This window comes from Streptomyces sp. V4I8 (assembly GCF_041261225.1).
In the GTDB taxonomy this organism is placed as follows: Bacteria; Actinomycetota; Actinomycetes; order Streptomycetales; family Streptomycetaceae; genus Streptomyces.
Genome location: NZ_JBGCCN010000001.1, coordinates 7,250,967 through 7,268,834 on the forward strand (window position 1 = coordinate 7,250,967; position 17,868 = coordinate 7,268,834).

At 71.7% G+C, this 17,868-nt stretch carries 17 protein-coding genes; 11 read left to right on the forward strand and 6 right to left on the reverse strand.

What is annotated here, in order from left to right; translation table 11 throughout:
• Positions 1–7 precede the first annotated feature (7 nt).
• Positions 8–517 carry a DUF3515 domain-containing protein gene (locus ABIE67_RS33095; protein ID WP_370265049.1) on the reverse strand — a complete coding sequence of 170 codons (510 nt, stop codon included), beginning with the start codon at positions 515–517 and terminating at the stop codon, positions 8–10.
• A gap of 20 nt (positions 518–537) precedes the next feature.
• Positions 538–771, reverse strand: a complete 234-nt coding sequence (locus tag ABIE67_RS33100) for an Lrp/AsnC family transcriptional regulator (protein ID WP_003997603.1) — start codon at positions 769–771, stop codon at positions 538–540.
• A gap of 206 nt (positions 772–977) precedes the next feature.
• On the opposite strand from ABIE67_RS33100, the gene ABIE67_RS33105 reads away from it, so the two are divergent.
• Together ABIE67_RS33105 and thiD are read left to right on the forward strand one after the other, a co-directional pair.
• Positions 978–1,946: a thiamine-phosphate kinase gene (locus tag ABIE67_RS33105; protein ID WP_370265050.1), complete on the forward strand. Its 969-nt coding sequence runs from the start codon at positions 978–980 to the stop codon at positions 1,944–1,946.
• On the forward strand, positions 1,943–2,734 hold the full coding sequence (gene thiD / locus ABIE67_RS33110) for a bifunctional hydroxymethylpyrimidine kinase/phosphomethylpyrimidine kinase (RefSeq protein WP_370265051.1): 792 nt from the start codon (positions 1,943–1,945) through the stop codon (positions 2,732–2,734). The genes ABIE67_RS33105 and thiD overlap by 4 nt, the downstream gene beginning before the upstream one ends.
• 139 nt (positions 2,735–2,873) lie before the next feature.
• Here the strand turns inward: thiD and rpmB are convergent, their stop codons facing one another.
• Positions 2,874–3,059: a 50S ribosomal protein L28 gene (rpmB, locus tag ABIE67_RS33115; protein WP_003993230.1), complete on the reverse strand. Its 186-nt coding sequence runs from the start codon at positions 3,057–3,059 to the stop codon at positions 2,874–2,876.
• A gap of 271 nt (positions 3,060–3,330) precedes the next feature.
• On the opposite strand from rpmB, the gene ABIE67_RS33120 reads away from it, so the two are divergent.
• Positions 3,331–5,034, forward strand: coding sequence for a DAK2 domain-containing protein (locus tag ABIE67_RS33120; RefSeq protein ID WP_370265052.1), 1,704 nt, complete (start codon positions 3,331–3,333; stop codon positions 5,032–5,034).
• 32 nt (positions 5,035–5,066) lie between these two features.
• Here ABIE67_RS33120 and ABIE67_RS33125 read toward each other — a convergent pair whose 3' ends face one another.
• Positions 5,067–8,036, reverse strand: a complete 2,970-nt coding sequence (locus tag ABIE67_RS33125) for a tetratricopeptide repeat protein (RefSeq protein WP_370265053.1) — start codon at positions 8,034–8,036, stop codon at positions 5,067–5,069.
• On the reverse strand, positions 8,033–9,871 hold the full coding sequence (locus tag ABIE67_RS33130; protein WP_370265054.1) for an HSP90 family protein: 1,839 nt from the start codon (positions 9,869–9,871) through the stop codon (positions 8,033–8,035). The genes ABIE67_RS33125 and ABIE67_RS33130 overlap by 4 nt, the downstream gene beginning before the upstream one ends.
• Before the next feature lie 191 nt (positions 9,872–10,062).
• On the opposite strand from ABIE67_RS33130, the gene recG reads away from it, so the two are divergent.
• From recG to mutM, 8 genes are all read left to right on the forward strand, one after another.
• A complete protein-coding gene (gene recG, locus ABIE67_RS33135; protein ID WP_370265055.1) occupies positions 10,063–12,270 on the forward strand; it encodes an ATP-dependent DNA helicase RecG in 2,208 nt (735 codons plus the stop codon).
• Between the two features lie 103 nt (positions 12,271–12,373).
• On the forward strand, positions 12,374–12,961 hold the full coding sequence (rsmD, locus tag ABIE67_RS33140; protein ID WP_370265056.1) for a 16S rRNA (guanine(966)-N(2))-methyltransferase RsmD: 588 nt from the start codon (positions 12,374–12,376) through the stop codon (positions 12,959–12,961).
• A 26-nt stretch (positions 12,962–12,987) separates the two neighbouring features.
• A complete protein-coding gene (gene coaD, locus ABIE67_RS33145; RefSeq protein WP_370269177.1) occupies positions 12,988–13,467 on the forward strand; it encodes a pantetheine-phosphate adenylyltransferase in 480 nt (159 codons plus the stop codon).
• 58 nt (positions 13,468–13,525) lie between these two features.
• Complete coding sequence (locus ABIE67_RS33150) at positions 13,526–14,605, forward strand: ATP synthase F0 subunit B (protein ID WP_370265057.1); 1,080 nt, start codon at positions 13,526–13,528, stop codon at positions 14,603–14,605.
• 138 nt (positions 14,606–14,743) lie between these two features.
• Entirely contained in the window at positions 14,744–15,385 is a 642-nt protein-coding gene (locus ABIE67_RS33155) for a DUF177 domain-containing protein (protein WP_370265058.1), read from the forward strand.
• Between the two features lie 2 nt (positions 15,386–15,387).
• Positions 15,388–15,561 carry a 50S ribosomal protein L32 gene (gene rpmF, locus ABIE67_RS33160; RefSeq protein ID WP_003951102.1) on the forward strand — a complete coding sequence of 58 codons (174 nt, stop codon included), beginning with the start codon at positions 15,388–15,390 and terminating at the stop codon, positions 15,559–15,561.
• Positions 15,562–15,568: 7 nt separating this feature from the next.
• Positions 15,569–16,423: a ribonuclease III gene (rnc, locus tag ABIE67_RS33165; RefSeq protein WP_370265059.1), complete on the forward strand. Its 855-nt coding sequence runs from the start codon at positions 15,569–15,571 to the stop codon at positions 16,421–16,423.
• Positions 16,424–16,522: 99 nt separating this feature from the next.
• Complete coding sequence (mutM, locus tag ABIE67_RS33170; RefSeq protein WP_370265060.1) at positions 16,523–17,383, forward strand: bifunctional DNA-formamidopyrimidine glycosylase/DNA-(apurinic or apyrimidinic site) lyase; 861 nt, start codon at positions 16,523–16,525, stop codon at positions 17,381–17,383.
• Here the strand turns inward: mutM and ABIE67_RS33175 are convergent.
• Positions 17,356–17,757, reverse strand: coding sequence for a winged helix-turn-helix transcriptional regulator (locus ABIE67_RS33175; RefSeq protein WP_370265061.1), 402 nt, complete (start codon positions 17,755–17,757; stop codon positions 17,356–17,358). The two genes, mutM and ABIE67_RS33175, sit on opposite strands and share 28 nt — an antisense overlap.
• Between the last annotated feature and the right edge of the window lie 111 nt (positions 17,758–17,868).

Below are 17,868 nucleotides of genomic sequence, written 5' to 3' on the forward strand. Positions count from 1 at the left end.
AGGACGTTCAGTTGGCGATCCCCGTGGGGATCGCCTTCTTGACGGCCGACGCCAGATCGATGAGCACACTCGAACTGTCCCGGCCCTCTTCCACGGTGACCTCGACGTAGGCGCGGCGCAACGCGGAGGTGAACCGGTAACCCCCGTCGCCCTGCTTCTCCATCAGCCACCGGACGTCGTCCACCCCGCCCGCCACCGCGTCCGGGTCCCGGCCCTCCGCCACCTTGGGATCGAGCATCTTGGGCGGCCGTGCGACACCGCACCGCAGTATGATCGCCGAGTCCCCCCACCCGGCGGTCAGCGCGGACGCGGGCGAGGGATCCGCACGGCTCTCACCGTCCACCTTGGCCGGCAGTACCTTGTCGAGGTCCTGGCACAGCTTCGTGGCTTTCGCGTCGGGGCTGGGAACCGCCGCCGCCGCGCTGCCGTCTGCTGATGAGCAGCCCGCTGCGGTGATCAGCAGGACGAGCGCGGGCAGCCCGAGGACAGAAATGGGCCGGTGACGGAAAGAGTTCACCGGCCAAGGGTAGACGGGGGCTACAGATGTACGACCGGGCAGGTCAGGGTGCGGGTGATGCCGTCCACTTGCTGGACCTTGGCGACCACCATGCGACCCAGGTCGTCGACCGTGTCGGCCTGGGCGCGCACGATGACGTCGTACGGTCCTGTGACGTCCTCGGCCTGGATGACTCCAGGGATCTTGCTGATCGTCTCGGCGACGGTCGACGCCTTGCCGACCTCCGTCTGGATCAGGATGTACGCCTGTACCACGGAACCTCCAGGGCGGCCACGAGGATCATGTGGGGAAAAGGAACGCCACGGTATCGCGTCGCCGCTCGCCGCGGGGAGACCTGCGATGGCCGGGGCTTGCGCGCCGGGGTACCGGCACGAAAGAAGTTGACGTACACCTCGACCGTAGCGAGGACAGTAGTGCCGCGCGACCGGGTACCGACAGGGACAGAAGGGGCGTAAGGGCAATGAAGGGCACTGTTGGTGAGCTCGGCGAGTTCGGGCTCATCAGGGAGCTCACCTCCCGTCTCACCACCACCCCGGCGGTCCGGGTCGGCCCCGGCGACGACGCCGCGGTGGTGGCCGCGCCCGACCGCAGGGTGGTCGCCAGCACCGACATCCTGCTGGAGGGACGGCACTTCCGCCGTGACTGGTCCACGGCCTACGACGTGGGCCGCAAGGCCGCCGCGCAGAACCTCGCGGACATCGCCGCGATGGGCGCCGTACCGACCGCGCTGCTGCTGGGCCTGGTCGTCCCCGCCGAACTCCCGGTGACCTGGCCGACCGAGCTGATGGACGGCCTGCGCGACGAGTGCCAGGTCGCGGGCGCCGCCGTGGTCGGCGGTGATGTCGTCCGGGGCGACTCGATCATGGTGTCGATCACCGCGCTCGGCGATCTGCGCAACCAGGAGCCCGTGACGCGGGCGGGCGCGCAGCCCGGCGACCTCGTCGCGGTGACCGGCTGGCTGGGCTGGTCCGCCGCCGGATACGCCGTGCTCGCCCGCGGTTTCCGCTCACCGCGCGCCTTCGTGGAGGCGCACCGGCGCCCCGAGCCGCCGTACCACGCGGGTCCGGCCGCCGCCGGGCTCGGCGCGACCGCGATGTGCGACGTGAGCGACGGGCTGATCGCCGACCTCGGACATATCGCCGAGGCCAGCAAGGTCCGTATCGACATCCGCTCGGGTGCGATCGACATCCCGTCCCAGATGAACGACATCGGGCAGGCCGTCGGCGTCGACCCCATGCAGTGGGTGCTGACCGGGGGAGAGGACCACGCGATCGTGGCGACCTTCCCTCCGGACGTGAAGCTGCCCGCCCGCTGGAAGGTCATCGGCGAGGTCCTCAACCCCTCCGCGCTGCCCCAGGTGACGGTGGACGGGGCGCCGTGGACCAAGAAGGGCGGCTGGGACCACTTCGGCGGGGACATCGAGTCATGATCCCGCGCGTCCTTACGGTGGCGGGCTCCGACTCCGGCGGCGGTGCGGGCATCCAGGCCGACCTGAAGACGATGCTCGCGCTCGGCGTGCACGGCATGAGTGTGATCACGGCGGTCACCGCGCAGAACTCCCTCGGTGTACAGGGCGCTTGGGAACTGCCCGTGGAGGCGGTCCGGGCCCAGTACCGCAGCGTCGTCGACGACATCGGCGTCCAGGCGGTCAAGACGGGGATGCTGGCGTCCGCCGAACTCGTCGAGACGGTGGCGGAGTTGCTCGGGGGGACGGACGCGCCGGCGGTCGTCGACCCGGTCGGCGTGTCGAAGCACGGGGACCCGCTGCTCGCGGCCTCCGCGCTGGACTCCGTCCGCACGAAGCTGCTGCCGGTGGCGACCGTGGCGACCCCCAACCTCGACGAGGTGGCGCAACTCACCGGCGTCCACGTCGAGGCGGAGGAGCAGCTGCGGGAGGCCGCGGCGGCCGTGCTGGCGTACGGGCCGCGCTGGGTGCTGATCAAGGGCGGCCATCTGTCCGGGGACGCCGTCGATCTGCTCACCGACGGCTCAGAGGAGCACTGGCTGCGGGCGCCCCGGTACGACAACCGGCACACGCACGGCACCGGCTGCACGCTCGCCTCCGCGATCGCCTCAGGGCTCGCGAAGGGGCGGTCCGTCCCGGAGGCGGTGGCGGCGGCCAAGGAGTACGTCACCGGGGCGATCAAGGCGGGGTTCGCGCTCGGTGGGGGGATCGGGCCGGTGGATCACGGGTGGCGCTTCCGCGGGGGCTCATAGCGGCTTCGGTGGCCGCTCAGCCGCTCAGCCGCCTTGGGCCTGGCCGATCAGCCGCTCGGGCACAGCAAAAAGCCGGTCCACCGAGGTGGACCGGCTCTATGCGGCGAACCGGCAGTGGCCGCGCGCTCAGCTGATGGCGTCAGCGCGAGACCTTGCCGGCCTTGATGCACGAGGTGCAGGCGTTCACGCGCTTCGGCGTCCCGCCGACCACGGTACGGACGCGCTGGATGTTCGGGTTCCAGCGACGGGACGTACGGCGGTGCGAGTGCGAGATGTTGTTGCCGAAGCCCGGCCCCTTGCCGCAGACGTCGCAGTTGGCAGCCACGGGTCACTCCAAAGACTTCAGATCCACTTACGGTTAATCCCGGCATGCCGGGATCAAGATCTAGGATCAGAGATCTGAGTGACATTGCCAGGGGAACGGCCCGATCTGCATCGGGCAACCGGAGCAGCATACAACGACTGCGCCAGTAGAACGAAACTACCATGCCTGATCAGGAGCCCGCTCCCGGCCCTCTTCCGGTGGGCACCGGCTCTGGGTCTACGCTGCGTGCCACGTCCAGCAGCTCAGGGACCAGCAGCTCAGGGAGGCGCAGGTGGCGCAGGTGCCGCAGACATTCTTCGATGCTCTCGCGGTGCGCACCTGGTGCGGCCTCGCGCTGGAGTCACTCGGTCGGGCGCGCGAGGAGATCGACGCGATCAACGTCTATCCCGTGGCCGACGGCGACACGGGGACGAACCTGTATCTGACCGTGGAGTCGGCGGTCGCGGCGGTGGAGGCCGTGTTCACCGCGTACGAGGTGGGCAAACCCTCCCTCGCGGACGCCGCCCGCGCGATGGCGCACGGGGCCCTGATAGGCGCCCGGGGGAACTCCGGGACGATCCTCGCCCAGTTGCTGCGGGGCATGGCCCAGGTGCTCGCCGCCGACGGTGACACGGCTCACACCGATGGCTCCGGTCTCCGCCTCGCCCTGCGGCACGCGGCCGACTCCGCCCGTCAGGCGGTGGCCCATCCCGTCGAGGGCACGGTCCTCACCGTCGCCTCCGCCGCCGCCGACGCGGCCGGTGGGGCCGAGGGTGACGACTGCGGGGCGGTCGTGCGGGCGGCCTACGAGGGGGCGCGGGCGGCGCTGGCCGCTACGCCCGGGCAGCTGGCGGTCCTGGAGCGCGCGGGGGTGGTCGACGCGGGCGGACGGGGGCTGCTGACGGTGCTGGGCGCGCTGGTGGAGACGCTCACGGGGGAGGCGGTGCCCCGGTTCTCCGCCGGGCACGCACGCGTGGTGGATGCGCCGGACGGTTCACATGGCGCCCCGAGCGGCGCGGGGAGCACGTCGCCCGCCGACGTCGAGGAGTGCGCCGACGGCACGGACGAGGGCGGTCCGGCGTTCGAGGTGATCTACTTGCTGGAGGCCGAGGACGCGGCCGTGGCTCGGCTGCGGGAGCGGCTCGACGGCCTGGGGGACTCGCTCGTCGTGGTCGGCGGTGACGGGCTGTGGAACGTGCATGTGCACGTGGACGACGCCGGGGCCGCCGTGGAAGCCGGCGTCGAGGCCGGGCGGCCGTACCGGATCCGGATCACCCACTTCGGTGCCGGCGACGTGCACACCACCGGTGCCGAGCGGCCGCCCCGGGAACGCGCCCAACGGGCCGTCGTCGCCGTCGTGCCGGGGGAGGGCCTGGCCGGGCTGTACGGCGAGGCCGGCGCGACCACCGTCCTCGCGCGCCCCGGGGAGCCGCCCGCGAGCGGGGAGCTCGTGGAGGCCGTACGGCGGGCCCACGCGCGCGAGGTCGTGCTGCTGCCCAACGACGCCGAGCTGCGCCACACCGCGGCCGCGGCGGCCGAGCAGGCCCGCGCGGAGGGCATCCGTGTGGCGCTGATCCCGACCCGCTCCGCAGTCCAGGGCATCGCGGCGCTCGCCGTGCACGCACCGGAGCGCCGCTTCGACGAGGACGTCGTCTCGATGACCTCGGCGGCCGGCGCGACCCGCTACGCCGAGGTCGCCGTCGCCGAACGCCAGTCGTGGACCATGGCCGGCATCTGCCAGGCCGGCGACGTCCTCGGTCTCGTCGACGGTGACGTGGCCGTGATCGGGACGGACGTCACCGCCACCGCCGAGACCGTCCTCGACCGCATGCTCTCGGCCGGCGGCGAGCTGGTCACCCTCGTCCTCGGCGACGAGGCACCCGAGACGATCGCCGAGCACCTCGAAGCACGCGTGCGCGAGTCGTATCTCGCCGTCGACACGGTGGTGTACCGGGGTGGGCGGCAAGGGGCCCTGCTGCTCATCGGCGTGGAGTGACCCAGGCCGGGCGCCGGGCCCGGCCCAGCCCGCTACTCCGTGTGCTGCTCCTCCACCACCTCTAGCATCTGCCCGGCCTCCGCCCGCCGCTCCTGCGCCGCCCCGTCGTCCGCGGCGTAACCCTCGTACGCCGACAGCACGGCACGCGCGCGTGCGGCCGCCCGGGCCGGGCGGCTCAGGTCGGCCTCCAGCCAGCCCGCGGCGAGTTCGGCGCCGGTGCGGCTGTGCAGGGCGTCCTCGCCGAGGGAGGCGAACACCGCGACGGCCTGCGTCACTTGGGACAGGGCCGCCTCCAGTGCGGCCCGGATCGACTCGTCCTCGGCGTCCTCCGTGGCCGAACGGGCGAGCAGGTCGCTGAACTGCCGGTGGGTGTGGCCGAGTTCGGCGGTGAGCTGCTGCCGCTCCTCCTCGTCGTCCGCGGCGTCCAGCGCCGTCACGCACTCGCCGACCGCGCTCGCCATCAACGCGGACGCCGTGTCCTCCCCGCCGTCCCGGCCCTCCATGTCCTCCACGCGCAGCGCCAGCCACGCGCGGGCGCGCAGGGAACGGACGAGCCCGTGGACGTTGCCGAGGGAGCGCCACAGCGTGCCCGCGCGCGCGTACGCCTCGTCCGCCTCGGCGTGCAGGCCCGCGTGGCCGAGGGACTCGGCGGCGAGATGGGCGAGCGTGGCGTGGTCGTGCTGCTCGGGCCAGTGCCGGGCGATCTCGGCGGCCTGCAGCCGGCGTTCTGCCGCCGCACGGTGCTCCCCGAGCTCGCTCAGGCAGTCGCCGAGCCACCACTGCGTCTGGACGACCGCGCCGTCCCCGTGCATCTCGGCGGTCAGGTCGGGCAGCGCCGACTCCAGCACCTCGGCGGCCTCGGCGAACCGTCCCTGCCGCAGCAGGAACCCGCCCAGCTGCTGCCGCGCCCAGGCGCCCAGCGTCCGGCTCTCGCCCGCCTCGTCGGCCCAGTGCGCCGCCTCCAGGGCGTGCTCTGCGGCCTCCTCGGCCAGCCCCCGGCCGCCGAGCACCTCGGCGAGCTGGAGGTGCAGCTGGGCCCGCCCCGGCGCCTCCAGATGCGGCCCGCCGTGCTCCAGGGCCGCCCGCAGCGCCCGCTCGGCCTCCGCGATGTCGCCGAGATGGTGCGCGAGCCCGGCCAGCCGGGCCTCGTACTCCACCGCGAACCACGGCAGCCCCGCCTCGACGAACGCCGCCGAAGCCCTCGCGAACAGCTCCGCGGCCCGCTCCACGTCCCCGGCGAGCGCCGCCAGCTCAGCGAGCATCGCCTGTGCCTCCGCGGCCCGCGAGGCAAGCCGTACGTCGTCCCCGGCCTGTCCGTCGACGAGCGCGAGCACCTCACCGGCGGCGGCCTTGGCGTCGGCCTGGGCGGCCCCCTGCGTCGCGCCCTCCGCCTCGTGCACCCGCCGCATCAGGATCCGCGCCCGGCTCATCAGCACGGCCGCCGTCTGACGTACGCCCGTGCCGTCCTCGGCGTACAGCGCGAGGGCCCGGTCGTAGAGTTCGGCGATCACCGCGAGGGCCTCGGGGACTTCGCCGGTGAGAGCGCGTACGTACGCTCCACGCGCGCGTGCCGCCAGGGCCTCTCCGGGGTCGCCCGCCTCCGCGTACAGCCCGGCGGCCTCCTCGAAGAGGGCGATGCCCTCGGGGCCCAGGTCCATGGCCTGGTGGTCGGCGATCTCCGCGCGGTCGCGGGCGGCCAGTTCGACGCCCTCGGCGGCCCGTGAGACGGCTGCCCAGGCCTCGATGGCGTGGGGCTGCAGGGTGTCCGACAGCCGCCGTGCCTCGATGAGGAGCGTGGCCAGGTCGCGCTCAGGTCCCGCGCTCTCGGGACCGCCGGACACGGTGGCCGCCGCCGGGGCGGGCGCCGCCACTCCCGCCGGCCGTGCCGCCGCCGTACGCACCCCCAGCGGCAGCCGCTCCACCAGCGGCCGCTGGTCCATACGCGCGCGTGCCCGCTCGCTGACGTGGTCCGTGCCGTTGCGCCGGTCGAAGCCCGCCGCCAGCGCGAGGGCCTCCACGCGCGCGTGTGCGGCGAGTTCGCGGGCGGTCCACTCGCGGTCCGCCGGACCGGGGACGCGCTGATCGCCCAGTCCCAGCTCGCTCAGGCGGTCCATGAGCAGGGCCACCACCGCCATGAACTCCAGCTTGCTGCGCGGATGCCCGTCGTCCGTGAAGTACGCCGGCCGCTCGGCGAGCAGCTCCAGGCCGCGCGCCTCGTTGCCGCTGAGCGCGCAGAACTCCACGTGGTCCGCGTAGGCGCCGCGCATGCTCTCCATGGCCCGTACGAGCCGGAAACCCCGCAGATGGTGGGCGCGGGCCTCGTCCAGGCGGCCCAGGCGCAGCAGCGGCGTCAGGGAGGACGCGAGGACGGTGTGCGGCTCGTGGGCGCACGTGAACTCGCCCTCCAGGACGGGTCCCCACAGCCGGATCGCCTCGGCGTCCCGGCCCCGCTCGGCCTGCCACCACCCCTGCCCGTGCAGCTCGCACGCGTGGCAGTCGGCCATGCTGTCCCGGTCGGCGGCCAGCCAGGCGCCATACGCCCGCTCGGCCCGCGCCACGTCACCGACATGCGCGGCCACGCTGAACTCGGCGCTGCGCACGGCCCGTTCGGAGTGCCCGGCGAGCCGGTAGCGGTGCTCCATCTCGCCGAGCCACTTCTCGATCGAGGCCAGCGGGATGTGCGGCTGGTCGAGCATGCCGGACGACATCCACTTGAAGACCCAGTGCAGCGCATGCGTCTCGTACTCGTCGAAGTCCTCGGGCCGCTCGTCCCACATGCGCAGCAGACGCGCGAAGGGGACGAACATCTTGTCCTTCTCGGAGCTGTAGTTGTAGACCTTCAGCTGGTGTCCGAGCGCCTCGATCACGGCGAGCGGGATGTCCAGCTTCTCGGCCTCGACGAGCAGCTGCTCCGCGCGCGCGTTGCGGGCGGGCCCCTCCGGCTCCTCGGAGTTGTCCGCCATCGCCCGGCGCAGCGAGTCGAAGTCCGTGATGTCGCTCATCGGCGGCCCTCCTCGCCGTTCGTGGCCCACTCCAGCAGGCCGATGAAGGACCGGTTCAGCAGCGCGGAGTCCGCGGGCCTGAGCGGCCGCTGGGCCATCAGCAGGGCCTGCCCGTAGAGGGACTCGGTGGCGGTGCCGATCAGCTCCGGGTCGCCCAGTGAACTGATCCGCCGGATCAGCGGGTTGAGGTGGTTGAGCACGAGACGCGCGCGTGGCGCGCTGCCGCGCAGCGAGCCGAGGATGCCCGCCCACAGGTCGTCGGCCTGCTCCTCCGCCTCCGCACGGGCCTGCTCGTGCCGGGCCGACCGGTCGTCCAAGTGCAGCGCGGGCACGGACAGCGGGTGGAAGGCGCGCAGGACGACGTCACACCCCAGCGGGTCGAGCTTCGCCCGCGCGGCCGCCAGGAAGCCCGCCAGGGCCAGCTCCTCGGCCGGGTCGACCGAATCCAGATGGGCGGTCACGGTCTCCGCGTCCAGCTCGGCGACGACCGTCCCCGGCCGCACCGACGGCAGCGCCTCGACCAGCTCGCTGTCGTACGTGTAACCGCCGTTGATCACCCCGACACCCTGCGCGGACGCGATCGGCGCGACCTGCCGGTACTCCTCGACGGTCCGCGTGAAGTGCACCACCGGGTGCCGCTGCGCGAACTCCTCCAGGGACAGCCGCCCGTCGGTCGTCTCGAAGGGCAGCCACGGCAGCATCGTGCGCAGCATCTCCCTGTCGTGCCGCGCGAGGGACTTCACGCCCAGGTGGTGCACGGACAGGAAGGCCGCCAGCCGTTCCGGATCCCCGGCGGCCAGGCCGGTCAGCCAGGACCGAATCCTTTCGCCGAGCGCCTCCCGTACGCCCGCCAGCGTCTCGTCCTCGTACAGAGACTCGCGCGAGGCCGTCGGCCGCAGGCTGTCGGTGTCCAGGACGCAGCGCACGAAGAACGCCCAGTCCGGCAGCAGCTGTTCGGCCCGCTCGGTGAGCAGCATGCCCTTGAGGTGGACGCGATGACCCGCCCGCTGGGCCGGGCTGACCGCCGAGGGAAGGACGTACGCCACCCCGCGGATCCCGGCGAGCGGCACGTCCAGGTCGATCGAGTCCAGCGGGGTGAAGCCGAACAGATCGTGACAGTGCCGGGCCAGGGCCACCCTGCGGTTGGCGGGGGAGGGGTACGGCCGGTCCCAGGGCGCCGGCAGGTCGGTGACCGCCTCCTGGCCGACCCGGACGTCGTACGGCAGCAGCGAGCCGAAGTCCCGCGCCAGCGCCAGGACCCGGTCCTCGGCCAGCCACTCGGCGGCACCGGCCCGCGCCACCAGGTGCACGGTGGTGCCCGGTTCGGTGCGGGCGTCGTGCGGCAGCGTCCGCACGGTGTACGAACCGTCGTCCGCCGCCGTCCACTCCACGGGTGCCGCGTCCGGCGTACGGGCGCTGCGGCTGACCACCCGGATCCGCTCGGCGACGACGAAACAGGCCAGCAGACCGATGCCGAACTGCCCCAGGAAGTCGGACCGGGCCTCCTGCAGCCCCTCGGCACGCTTGGAGCTGCGCCCGATGGTCGCGAGGAGGCTGTGCACGTCCGCCTCGGTGAGCCCGACCCCGGAGTCCTCGACCCGCAGGGCGCCCGACTCGGCGTACAGCCGCACCACGGCGGGCGCGCCCGGCTCCTCGGCGCGTCTGGCGGTGATGGCGTCGACGGCGTTCTGCAGCAGCTCGCGGAGGTAGACCTTCGGGCTGGAGTAGAGATGGTGGGAGAGCAGGTCCACGAGACCACGCAGGTCGACCTGGAATGTATGAGGTGACTGGGGTGGCTGAGATGCCTGGGATGACTGTGAGGTCTGGGAGTCCATCGTCGCTGCGCCGGTGGGAGGACTTTCGCGACGGCGCGGGGTCGGGCGGTCCCGGTGAGGCGGTGACCGCGAAAGGATGGCCGGAGCGCGCCATCCTAGAGCCGAAGCGAAACGTCTGACCAGGGGTTTCCAGGACGTTTACCGGGACGGTCGCCGCGACCTCTACGGCATTGTCAGTGCCGTGGTGTGGAATGGATCTCGTGCCCGCACTGGAAGAACCACTGAAGAAAGTGCTCGGCCCTCCCACCGCGAAGGTGATGGCCGAGCACCTCGGCCTGCACACGGTCGGCGACCTGCTGCACCACTACCCGCGCAGATACGAGGAGCGCGGTCAGCTCACGCACCTCGCCGACCTCCCCATGGACGAGCACGTCACGGTGGTCGCGATGGTCGCGGACGCCCGCCTGCACTCCTTCGCCTCCGCCAAGGCACCGCGGGGCAAGGGCCAGCGCCTCGAAGTCACGATCACGGACGGCAGCGGCCGCCTCCAACTGGTCTTCTTCGGCGCAGGCGTTCACAAGCCCCACAAGGAGCTGCTGCCGGGCACCCGTGCGATGTTCGCGGGCAAGGTCTCCGTCTTCAACCGCCGCCTCCAACTGGCCCACCCGGCGTACGAGTTGCTGCGCGGCGACGCGGAGGAGACGGTCGAGACCTGGGCCGGCGCCCTCATCCCCATCTACCCCGCCACCGCCAAACTGGAGTCCTGGAAGATCGGCAAGGCGATCCAGACGGTGCTGCCGAGCGCACAGGAGGCCGTCGATCCCCTCCCGGAATCCCTGCGCGAGGGCCGCGGCCTGGTCTCCCTCCCCGAGGCCCTCCTGAAGATCCACCGCCCGCACACCAAGGCGGACATCGAGGACGCCCGCTCCCGCCTCAAGTGGGACGAGGCCTTCGTCCTCCAGGTCGCCCTGGCGCGCCGGCGCCACGCCGACGCCCAACTCCCCGCGGTGGCCCGCAAACCCAAGCCGGACGGCCTCCTGGCGTCCTTCGACGACCGCCTCCCCTTCACGCTCACCGAGGGGCAGCAGAAGGTCTCCAGGGAGATCTTCGACGACCTCGCCACCGAACACCCGATGCACCGGCTGCTCCAGGGAGAAGTCGGATCGGGCAAGACGATGGTGGCCCTGCGCGCCATGCTCGCCGTCGTCGACGCCGGTGGCCAGGCCGCCATGCTCGCGCCCACCGAAGTGCTGGCCCAGCAGCATCACCGCTCGATCGTCGAGATGATGGGCGAGCTGGCCGAGGGCGGCATGCTGGGCGGCGCCGAGCAGGCCACCAAGGTGGTGCTGCTGACCGGTTCCATGGGCGCGGCCGCCCGCCGCCAGGCCCTGCTCGACCTGGTCACCGGGGAGGCCGGCCTCGTGATCGGCACGCACGCGCTGATCGAGGACAAGGTGCAGTTCCACGACCTCGGACTGGTCGTCGTTGACGAGCAGCACCGCTTCGGAGTGGAGCAGCGCGACGCCCTGCGCGGCAAGGGCAGACAGCCGCCCCACCTCCTCGTCATGACGGCCACGCCCATCCCGCGCACGGTCGCCATGACCGTCTTCGGCGACCTGGAGACCTCGGTCCTCGACCAGCTCCCGGCCGGCCGCTCGCCCATCGCCTCCCATGTCGTCCCGGCCGCCGACAAGCCCCACTTCCTGGCCCGCGCCTGGGAGCGCGTGCGCGAGGAGGTCGGCAACGGCCACCAGGCGTACGTCGTCTGCCCGCGCATCGGGGACGAGGAGGACGACCCGAAGAAGAGCGGGAAGAAGAAGTCCCCCGAGGACGAGGCGGAGAAGCGTCCGCCGCTCGCCGTCCTGGAGGTGGCCGACCAACTCGCCAAGGGCCCCTTGCAGGGCCTCGGGGTCGAGATCCTGCACGGCCGTATGCACCCCGACGACAAGGACGCCGTCATGCGCCGCTTCGCCGCCGGCGAGACGGACGTCCTGGTCGCCACGACGGTCATCGAGGTCGGCGTCAACGTCCCGAACGCCACCGCCATGGTGATCATGGACGCCGACCGCTTCGGCGTCTCCCAGCTCCACCAGCTGCGCGGCCGGGTGGGCCGAGGCTCCGCCCCCGGACTCTGCCTCCTGGTCACCGAGATGCCGGAGGCCAGCGCGGCCCGGCAGCGCCTGGGCGCCGTCGCCTCCACCCTCGACGGCTTCGAACTCTCCCGCATCGACCTGGAGCAGCGCCGCGAGGGCGACGTCCTGGGCCAGGCCCAGTCCGGAGCCCGTACCTCCCTGAGGGTCCTCGCCGTGATCGAGGACGAGGAGATCATCGCGGAGGCGAGGGACGAGGCGGCGGCGCTGGTGGCCACCGACCCCGAGCTGACGCAGCTCCCCGGCCTACGGACGGCCCTCGACGCGCTCTTGGACGAGGAAAGGGAGCAGTACTTGGAAAAGGGGTGAGTGAGCCCACCGGGACGCGGGGCTGTATGGACCATGCGGCTACCGCCGCGGGGGCGCGACCAGCCACACTGAACCCAAGGCCGCCCACAACCAAGGACCGAAGATGACCCGCGTGATCGCCGGCGCAGCCGGCGGACGTCGACTTGCCGTCCCCCCGGGGACCGGAACCCGCCCCACCTCCGACCGCGCACGCGAGGGCCTCTTCTCCACCTGGCAGTCCCTCCTGGGCGGCCCCCTGGACGGCGAGCGCGTCCTCGACCTCTACGCCGGTTCGGGCGCCGTGGGCCTGGAGGCCCTCTCTCGCGGCGCCGGCCACACCCTCCTCGTCGAGGCGGACGCCAGGGCCGCCCGCACCGTCCGAGAGAACGTCAAGAACCTCGGCCTCCCCGGCGCCGAGGTGAGGTCGGGCAAAGCCGAACAGATCATCCAGACCCCGGCGCCGACCGAGCCGTACGACCTCGTCTTCCTGGACCCGCCGTACAGAGTCACAGATCACGATCTTCGCGAGATTCTGCTCACACTCCGCTCAGGGGGCTGGCTCGCGCCCGAGGCACTCGTCACCGTGGAGCGCAGCACCAGAGGCGGCGAATTCCGGTGGCCGGACGGTTTCGAAGCGATTCGGGCCCGTCGTTACGGCGAGGGAACGTTTTGGTACGGTCGCGCCGCCTCCACGTGCGAAGACGCACGATGACCGGACCCGAGAGCGAGGGATCAGCAGTGCGCCGCGCCGTCTGTCCCGGGTCGTTCGACCCGATCACCAACGGACACCTCGACATCATTTCCCGCGCCTCCAGGCTGTATGACGAGGTCTACGTCGCCGTCATGATCAACAAGGCCAAGAAGGGCCTGTTCGAGGTCGACGAGCGACTCGACCTGATCCGCCAGGTCACGGCCGAGTACGGCAATGTCCGGATCGAGGCCTTCCACGGCCTCCTCGTCGACTTCTGCAAGCAGCGCGACATCCCGGCCATCGTGAAGGGCCTGCGCGCGGTCAGCGACTTCGACTACGAGCTGCAGATGGCCCAGATGAACAACGGCCTGTCGGGCGTGGAGACCCTCTTCGTCCCGACCAACCCCACCTACAGCTTCCTGTCCTCCTCCCTGGTCAAGGAAGTGGCGACCTGGGGCGGCGACGTCTCCCACCTCGTGCCGCCGGTGGTGCTGGAGGCTCTCAACAAGCGCCTGCGCCAGGACTGATGGGGCTACAGTCGTCCCGTCCGTCTCCATCACAGCTGTAGAGAGTGGCGAGCACACGGTGGACGTGCAGAAGAAGCTCGACGAGATCGTCGCCTCGGTCTCAGGTGCCCGGTCGATGCCCATGTCGGCCTCGTGCGTGGTCAACCGCGCCGAACTGCTCGCGATGCTGGAAGAGGTCCGTGCGGCCCTGCCCGGTTCGCTCGCCCAGGCCCAGGAGCTGATCGGCGGCCGCGAGCAGATGGTCGAGCAGGCCCGCCAGGAGGCCGAGCGGATCATCCAGGGCGCGCACGCCGAGCGCGGCTCCCTGATCTCCGACACCGAGGTCGCCCGCCGCTCGCAGGCCGAGGCCGAACGCATCCTCGCCGAGGCCCGCAAGGAGGCCGAGGACGTCCGCGCGGAGGCCGACGACTACGTCGACTCCAAGCTCGCCAACTTTGAGGTCGTCCTCACCAAGACCCTCGGCTCGGTCGGCCGTGGCCGCGAGAAGCTCCTGGGCACCGGCCCCGGCGTCGACGAGCGGGGCTACGAGGACGAGGACGCCCCCGAGCGCAGCCATGACCCGGAGACCCTGCGCCGCACGGCCGACGAGTACGTCGACATCAAGCTCGGCGCATTCGAGGCGGTCCTCGCCAAGACCCTGGAGGCCGTCGGCCGCGGCCGCCAGAAGCTGCACGGCCGGATCGCCACCGACGACCTCGGCGCCCTCGCCGACGACACCGGCACCGTCCAGCACTCCAGCGACGCCGACTACCTCGCCGACCTCGCCGCGCTCGCGGAGCAGGACGCCTCGGCGGCCCCCGCCGAGCCGGCGGCGGCCGTACCGGCACAGCCGCAGTACGACCCGCAGACCGTGCAGCCGGCGTACGGCTACCAGCAGCAGACCGCGGATCCGTACGGCTATCAGCAGCAGTACGGCGGCCAGCAGGACCCGTACGGCTACCAGCAGGCCGATCCCTACGCCTACCAGGGCTACGACCCCCAGCAGGCCGCCTACGACCCGAACCAGGCCCAGCACCAGGTCCCACAGCAGGCCGCGCAGGGCGATCAGGGATACGCCCTCGACGAGACCAGCCTCTTCGACACCAGCATGATCAGTGCGGAGCAGCTGCGGGCCTACGAGCAGGGGCGAGGACAGTAGGAGGCCACCGGATTGGGCCGTGAGCGAAAGGTCCAGTATCCTGGCTCTTCGGTCGCGCGTACGTCCGCGATCAACGCTGCCCGGGAACACCGCAGGGCAGTGACCCTCTGAGCTCAGCAGATCGAAAGCAGGAATGGCGTGACAGCCCGCCTCGACCACCGCAATCCTCTCGTGTTCGACACACACGAGCTGGGTCGGCGGCCCGGTGCGCTGCAGCGCCTGACCCGCACGATCGACGCCCCCAAGGACTTCGGTATCCAGGGAGTCGTCGGAGTGCCGGAAGGCGCCCCGGTGGAGCTCGAACTCCGGCTCGAGTCGGTCATGGAAGGTGTGCTTGTCACAGGCACCGGCCGTGCACAGGCCGAGGGGGAGTGCGTAAGGTGTCTGGAGCCGCTTCAGCTCGACGTCGAAGCGGACTTCCAGGAGATGTTCTCGTACCCTGACGCCGACGATCGGGGCCGCCATCACAGCGCGGAACCCGGCGACGACGCCGAGGACGACGAGGACAGGCTCTTTCTCGAGGACGGCTTGTTCGACCTCGAACCCGTGCTGCGTGATGCGGTGGTGCTCGCACTGCCGATGCAGCCGGTGTGCCAGGAAGACTGCCCGGGACTGTGCGCCGAGTGCGGTGCACGCCTTGCGGACGACCCGGACCACCACCATGACGCCGTCGACATCCGTTGGGCGGCACTGCAGGGACTCGCCGGTTCACTCGAAGACGGCGAGAAGGACGAGATGAGCGGCGCCGAACCGGGCGTCGACGAGAAGCAGGAGAAGTAGCCGTGGCTGTTCCGAAGCGGAAGATGTCGCGCAGCAACACGCGCCACCGCCGGTCGCAGTGGAAGGCTGCGGTCCCCACCCTGGTTGCGTGCGAGCGCTGCCACGAGCCCAAGCAGCAGCACATCGCGTGCCCGTCTTGCGGCACCTACAACAAGCGCCAGGTTCTCGAGGTCTGAGCGGCTGGTGAGAGGCACTGTGTCCACTGCCAAGAAGGCGGAAGACGCCAAGGCGGACCCACACGCCCGTAAGAAGGCGGACAACCAGGCCTCGTCCCACACGCTGTTGGAAGGGCGGCTCGGGTACAAGCTCGAGTCCGCCCTTCTGGTGCGTGCGCTGACCCACCGCTCGTACGCGTACGAGAACGGCGGCCTGCCCACCAACGAGCGCCTGGAGTTCCTCGGGGACTCCGTCCTCGGCCTCGTTGTCACGGACACGCTGTACCGCACCCACCCCGACCTGCCCGAAGGCCAGCTGGCCAAGCTGCGGGCCGCGGTGGTCAACTCGCGTGCGCTGGCGGAGGTCGGCCGCGGGCTCGACCTGGGCTCCTTCATCCGGCTCGGCCGGGGTGAAGAGGGCACGGGCGGCCGGGACAAGGCATCGATCCTCGCCGACACCCTGGAAGCGGTGATCGGCGCGGTCTATCTCGACCAGGGACTGGACTCGGCGGCGGAGCTGGTGCACCGCCTGTTCGACCCCCTGATCGAGAAGTCCTCGAATCTCGGAGCCGGCCTGGACTGGAAGACCAGTCTCCAGGAGCTCACCGCGACCGAGGGGCTCGGTGTGCCCGAGTACCTGGTCACGGAGACCGGCCCCGACCACGAGAAGACCTTCACTGCTGCCGCCCGCGTCGGAGGCGTCTCGTACGGCACCGGCACCGGCCGCAGCAAGAAGGAGGCGGAGCAGCAGGCCGCGGAATCCGCGTGGCGGTCCATCCGGGCCGCGGCGGACGAGCGCGCCAGGAAGGCGAAGGCGGCAGCGGATGCCGTCGAGTCGGACACCGCTGAGCCGGACGCCGACGCGCCGTCGGCCTCCGCCTGACCGAACAGAGCGATCCGAGCGCCCGTACCCCGCCGTGGGGCGGGCGCTCGGCCCATTCAGGGGCCCGACGGGCCCACGCAGGTGTGTACGGGGGATCCCATGCCCGAGTTGCCCGAGGTCGAGGTCGTACGGCGCGGCCTGGAGCGGTGGGTCGCCCATCGCACGGTCGCCGACGCCGAGGTGCTGCACCCGCGTGCCGTACGGCGGCACATCGCCGGCGCCGACGACTTCGCGCACCGCCTCAAGGGCCACCGCATCGGCACCCCGAGCCGCCGCGGCAAGTACCTGTGGCTGCCCCTGGAGGACACGCACCAGTCGATCCTGGCCCATCTCGGGATGAGCGGTCAGCTGCTGGTCCAGCCGCAGACCGCGCCCGACGAGAAGCACCTCAGGATCCGGGTGCGGTTCGCGGACGCCCTCGGCACCGAACTGCGCTTCGTCGACCAACGCACCTTCGGCGGCCTGTCGTTGCACGACAACACCGCCGACGGACTGCCCGACGTCATCGCGCACATCGCCCGCGACCCCCTGGACCCGCTCTTCGACGACGAGGCCTTCCACCAGGCCCTGCGCCGCAAGCGCACGACCATCAAACGGGCCCTGCTCGACCAGTCGTTGATCAGCGGCGTCGGCAACATCTACGCGGACGAGGCCCTTTGGCGCACCCGCCTCCACTACGACCGCCCGACCGCGACCTTCACCCGCCCGCGCAGCCTCGAACTCCTGGGCCACGTAAGGGACGTCATGAACGCCGCCCTCGCGGTGGGCGGCACGAGCTTCGACAGCCTGTACGTCAACGTCAACGGCGAGTCGGGCTACTTCGACCGGTCCCTGGACGCGTACGGCCGTGAGGGACTGCCGTGCAAGCGGTGCGGTACGCCGATGCGCAGGCGGCCCTGGATGAACCGGTCCAGCTACTTCTGCCCGAAGTGTCAGAGGGCGCCGCGCGTCTCGTCGTAGCGCTGACGCGCTTCGAGCACGTCGTCCATCTGCCCCTCCACGAAGTGGATGAGGGTCAGCAGCCGCTCGGCGACGCCGCGCCCCAGCGGCGTCAGCTCGTAGTCGACCCGCGGCGGATTGGTCGGCTGCGCCTCCCGGTGCACCAGACCGTCCCGCTCCAGGGCGTGCAGCGTCTGGGACAGCATCTTCTCGCTGACACCGTCGACCCGCCGGCGCAGTTCGTTGAAGCGCAGCGAGCCCTCGTACAGGGCGCCGAGCGTGAGTCCGCCCCAGCGGCCCGTGACGTGTTCCAGCGTGCCGCGCGAAGGGCAGGCCTTGGCGAACACGTTGTACGCGAGGTCCTGCGCCTCGGCTCGCTCCTGCATGGCGTCCATGATGTCAGCGTACTCCAACGCAGCGCTAACCTGTAGTTAGCGCTAACCGCTTGTCGGGGGCCGTAATGAACGCGCACGCCGCGCCCTCCCCGCAGTAGCCTGCCCACCGAG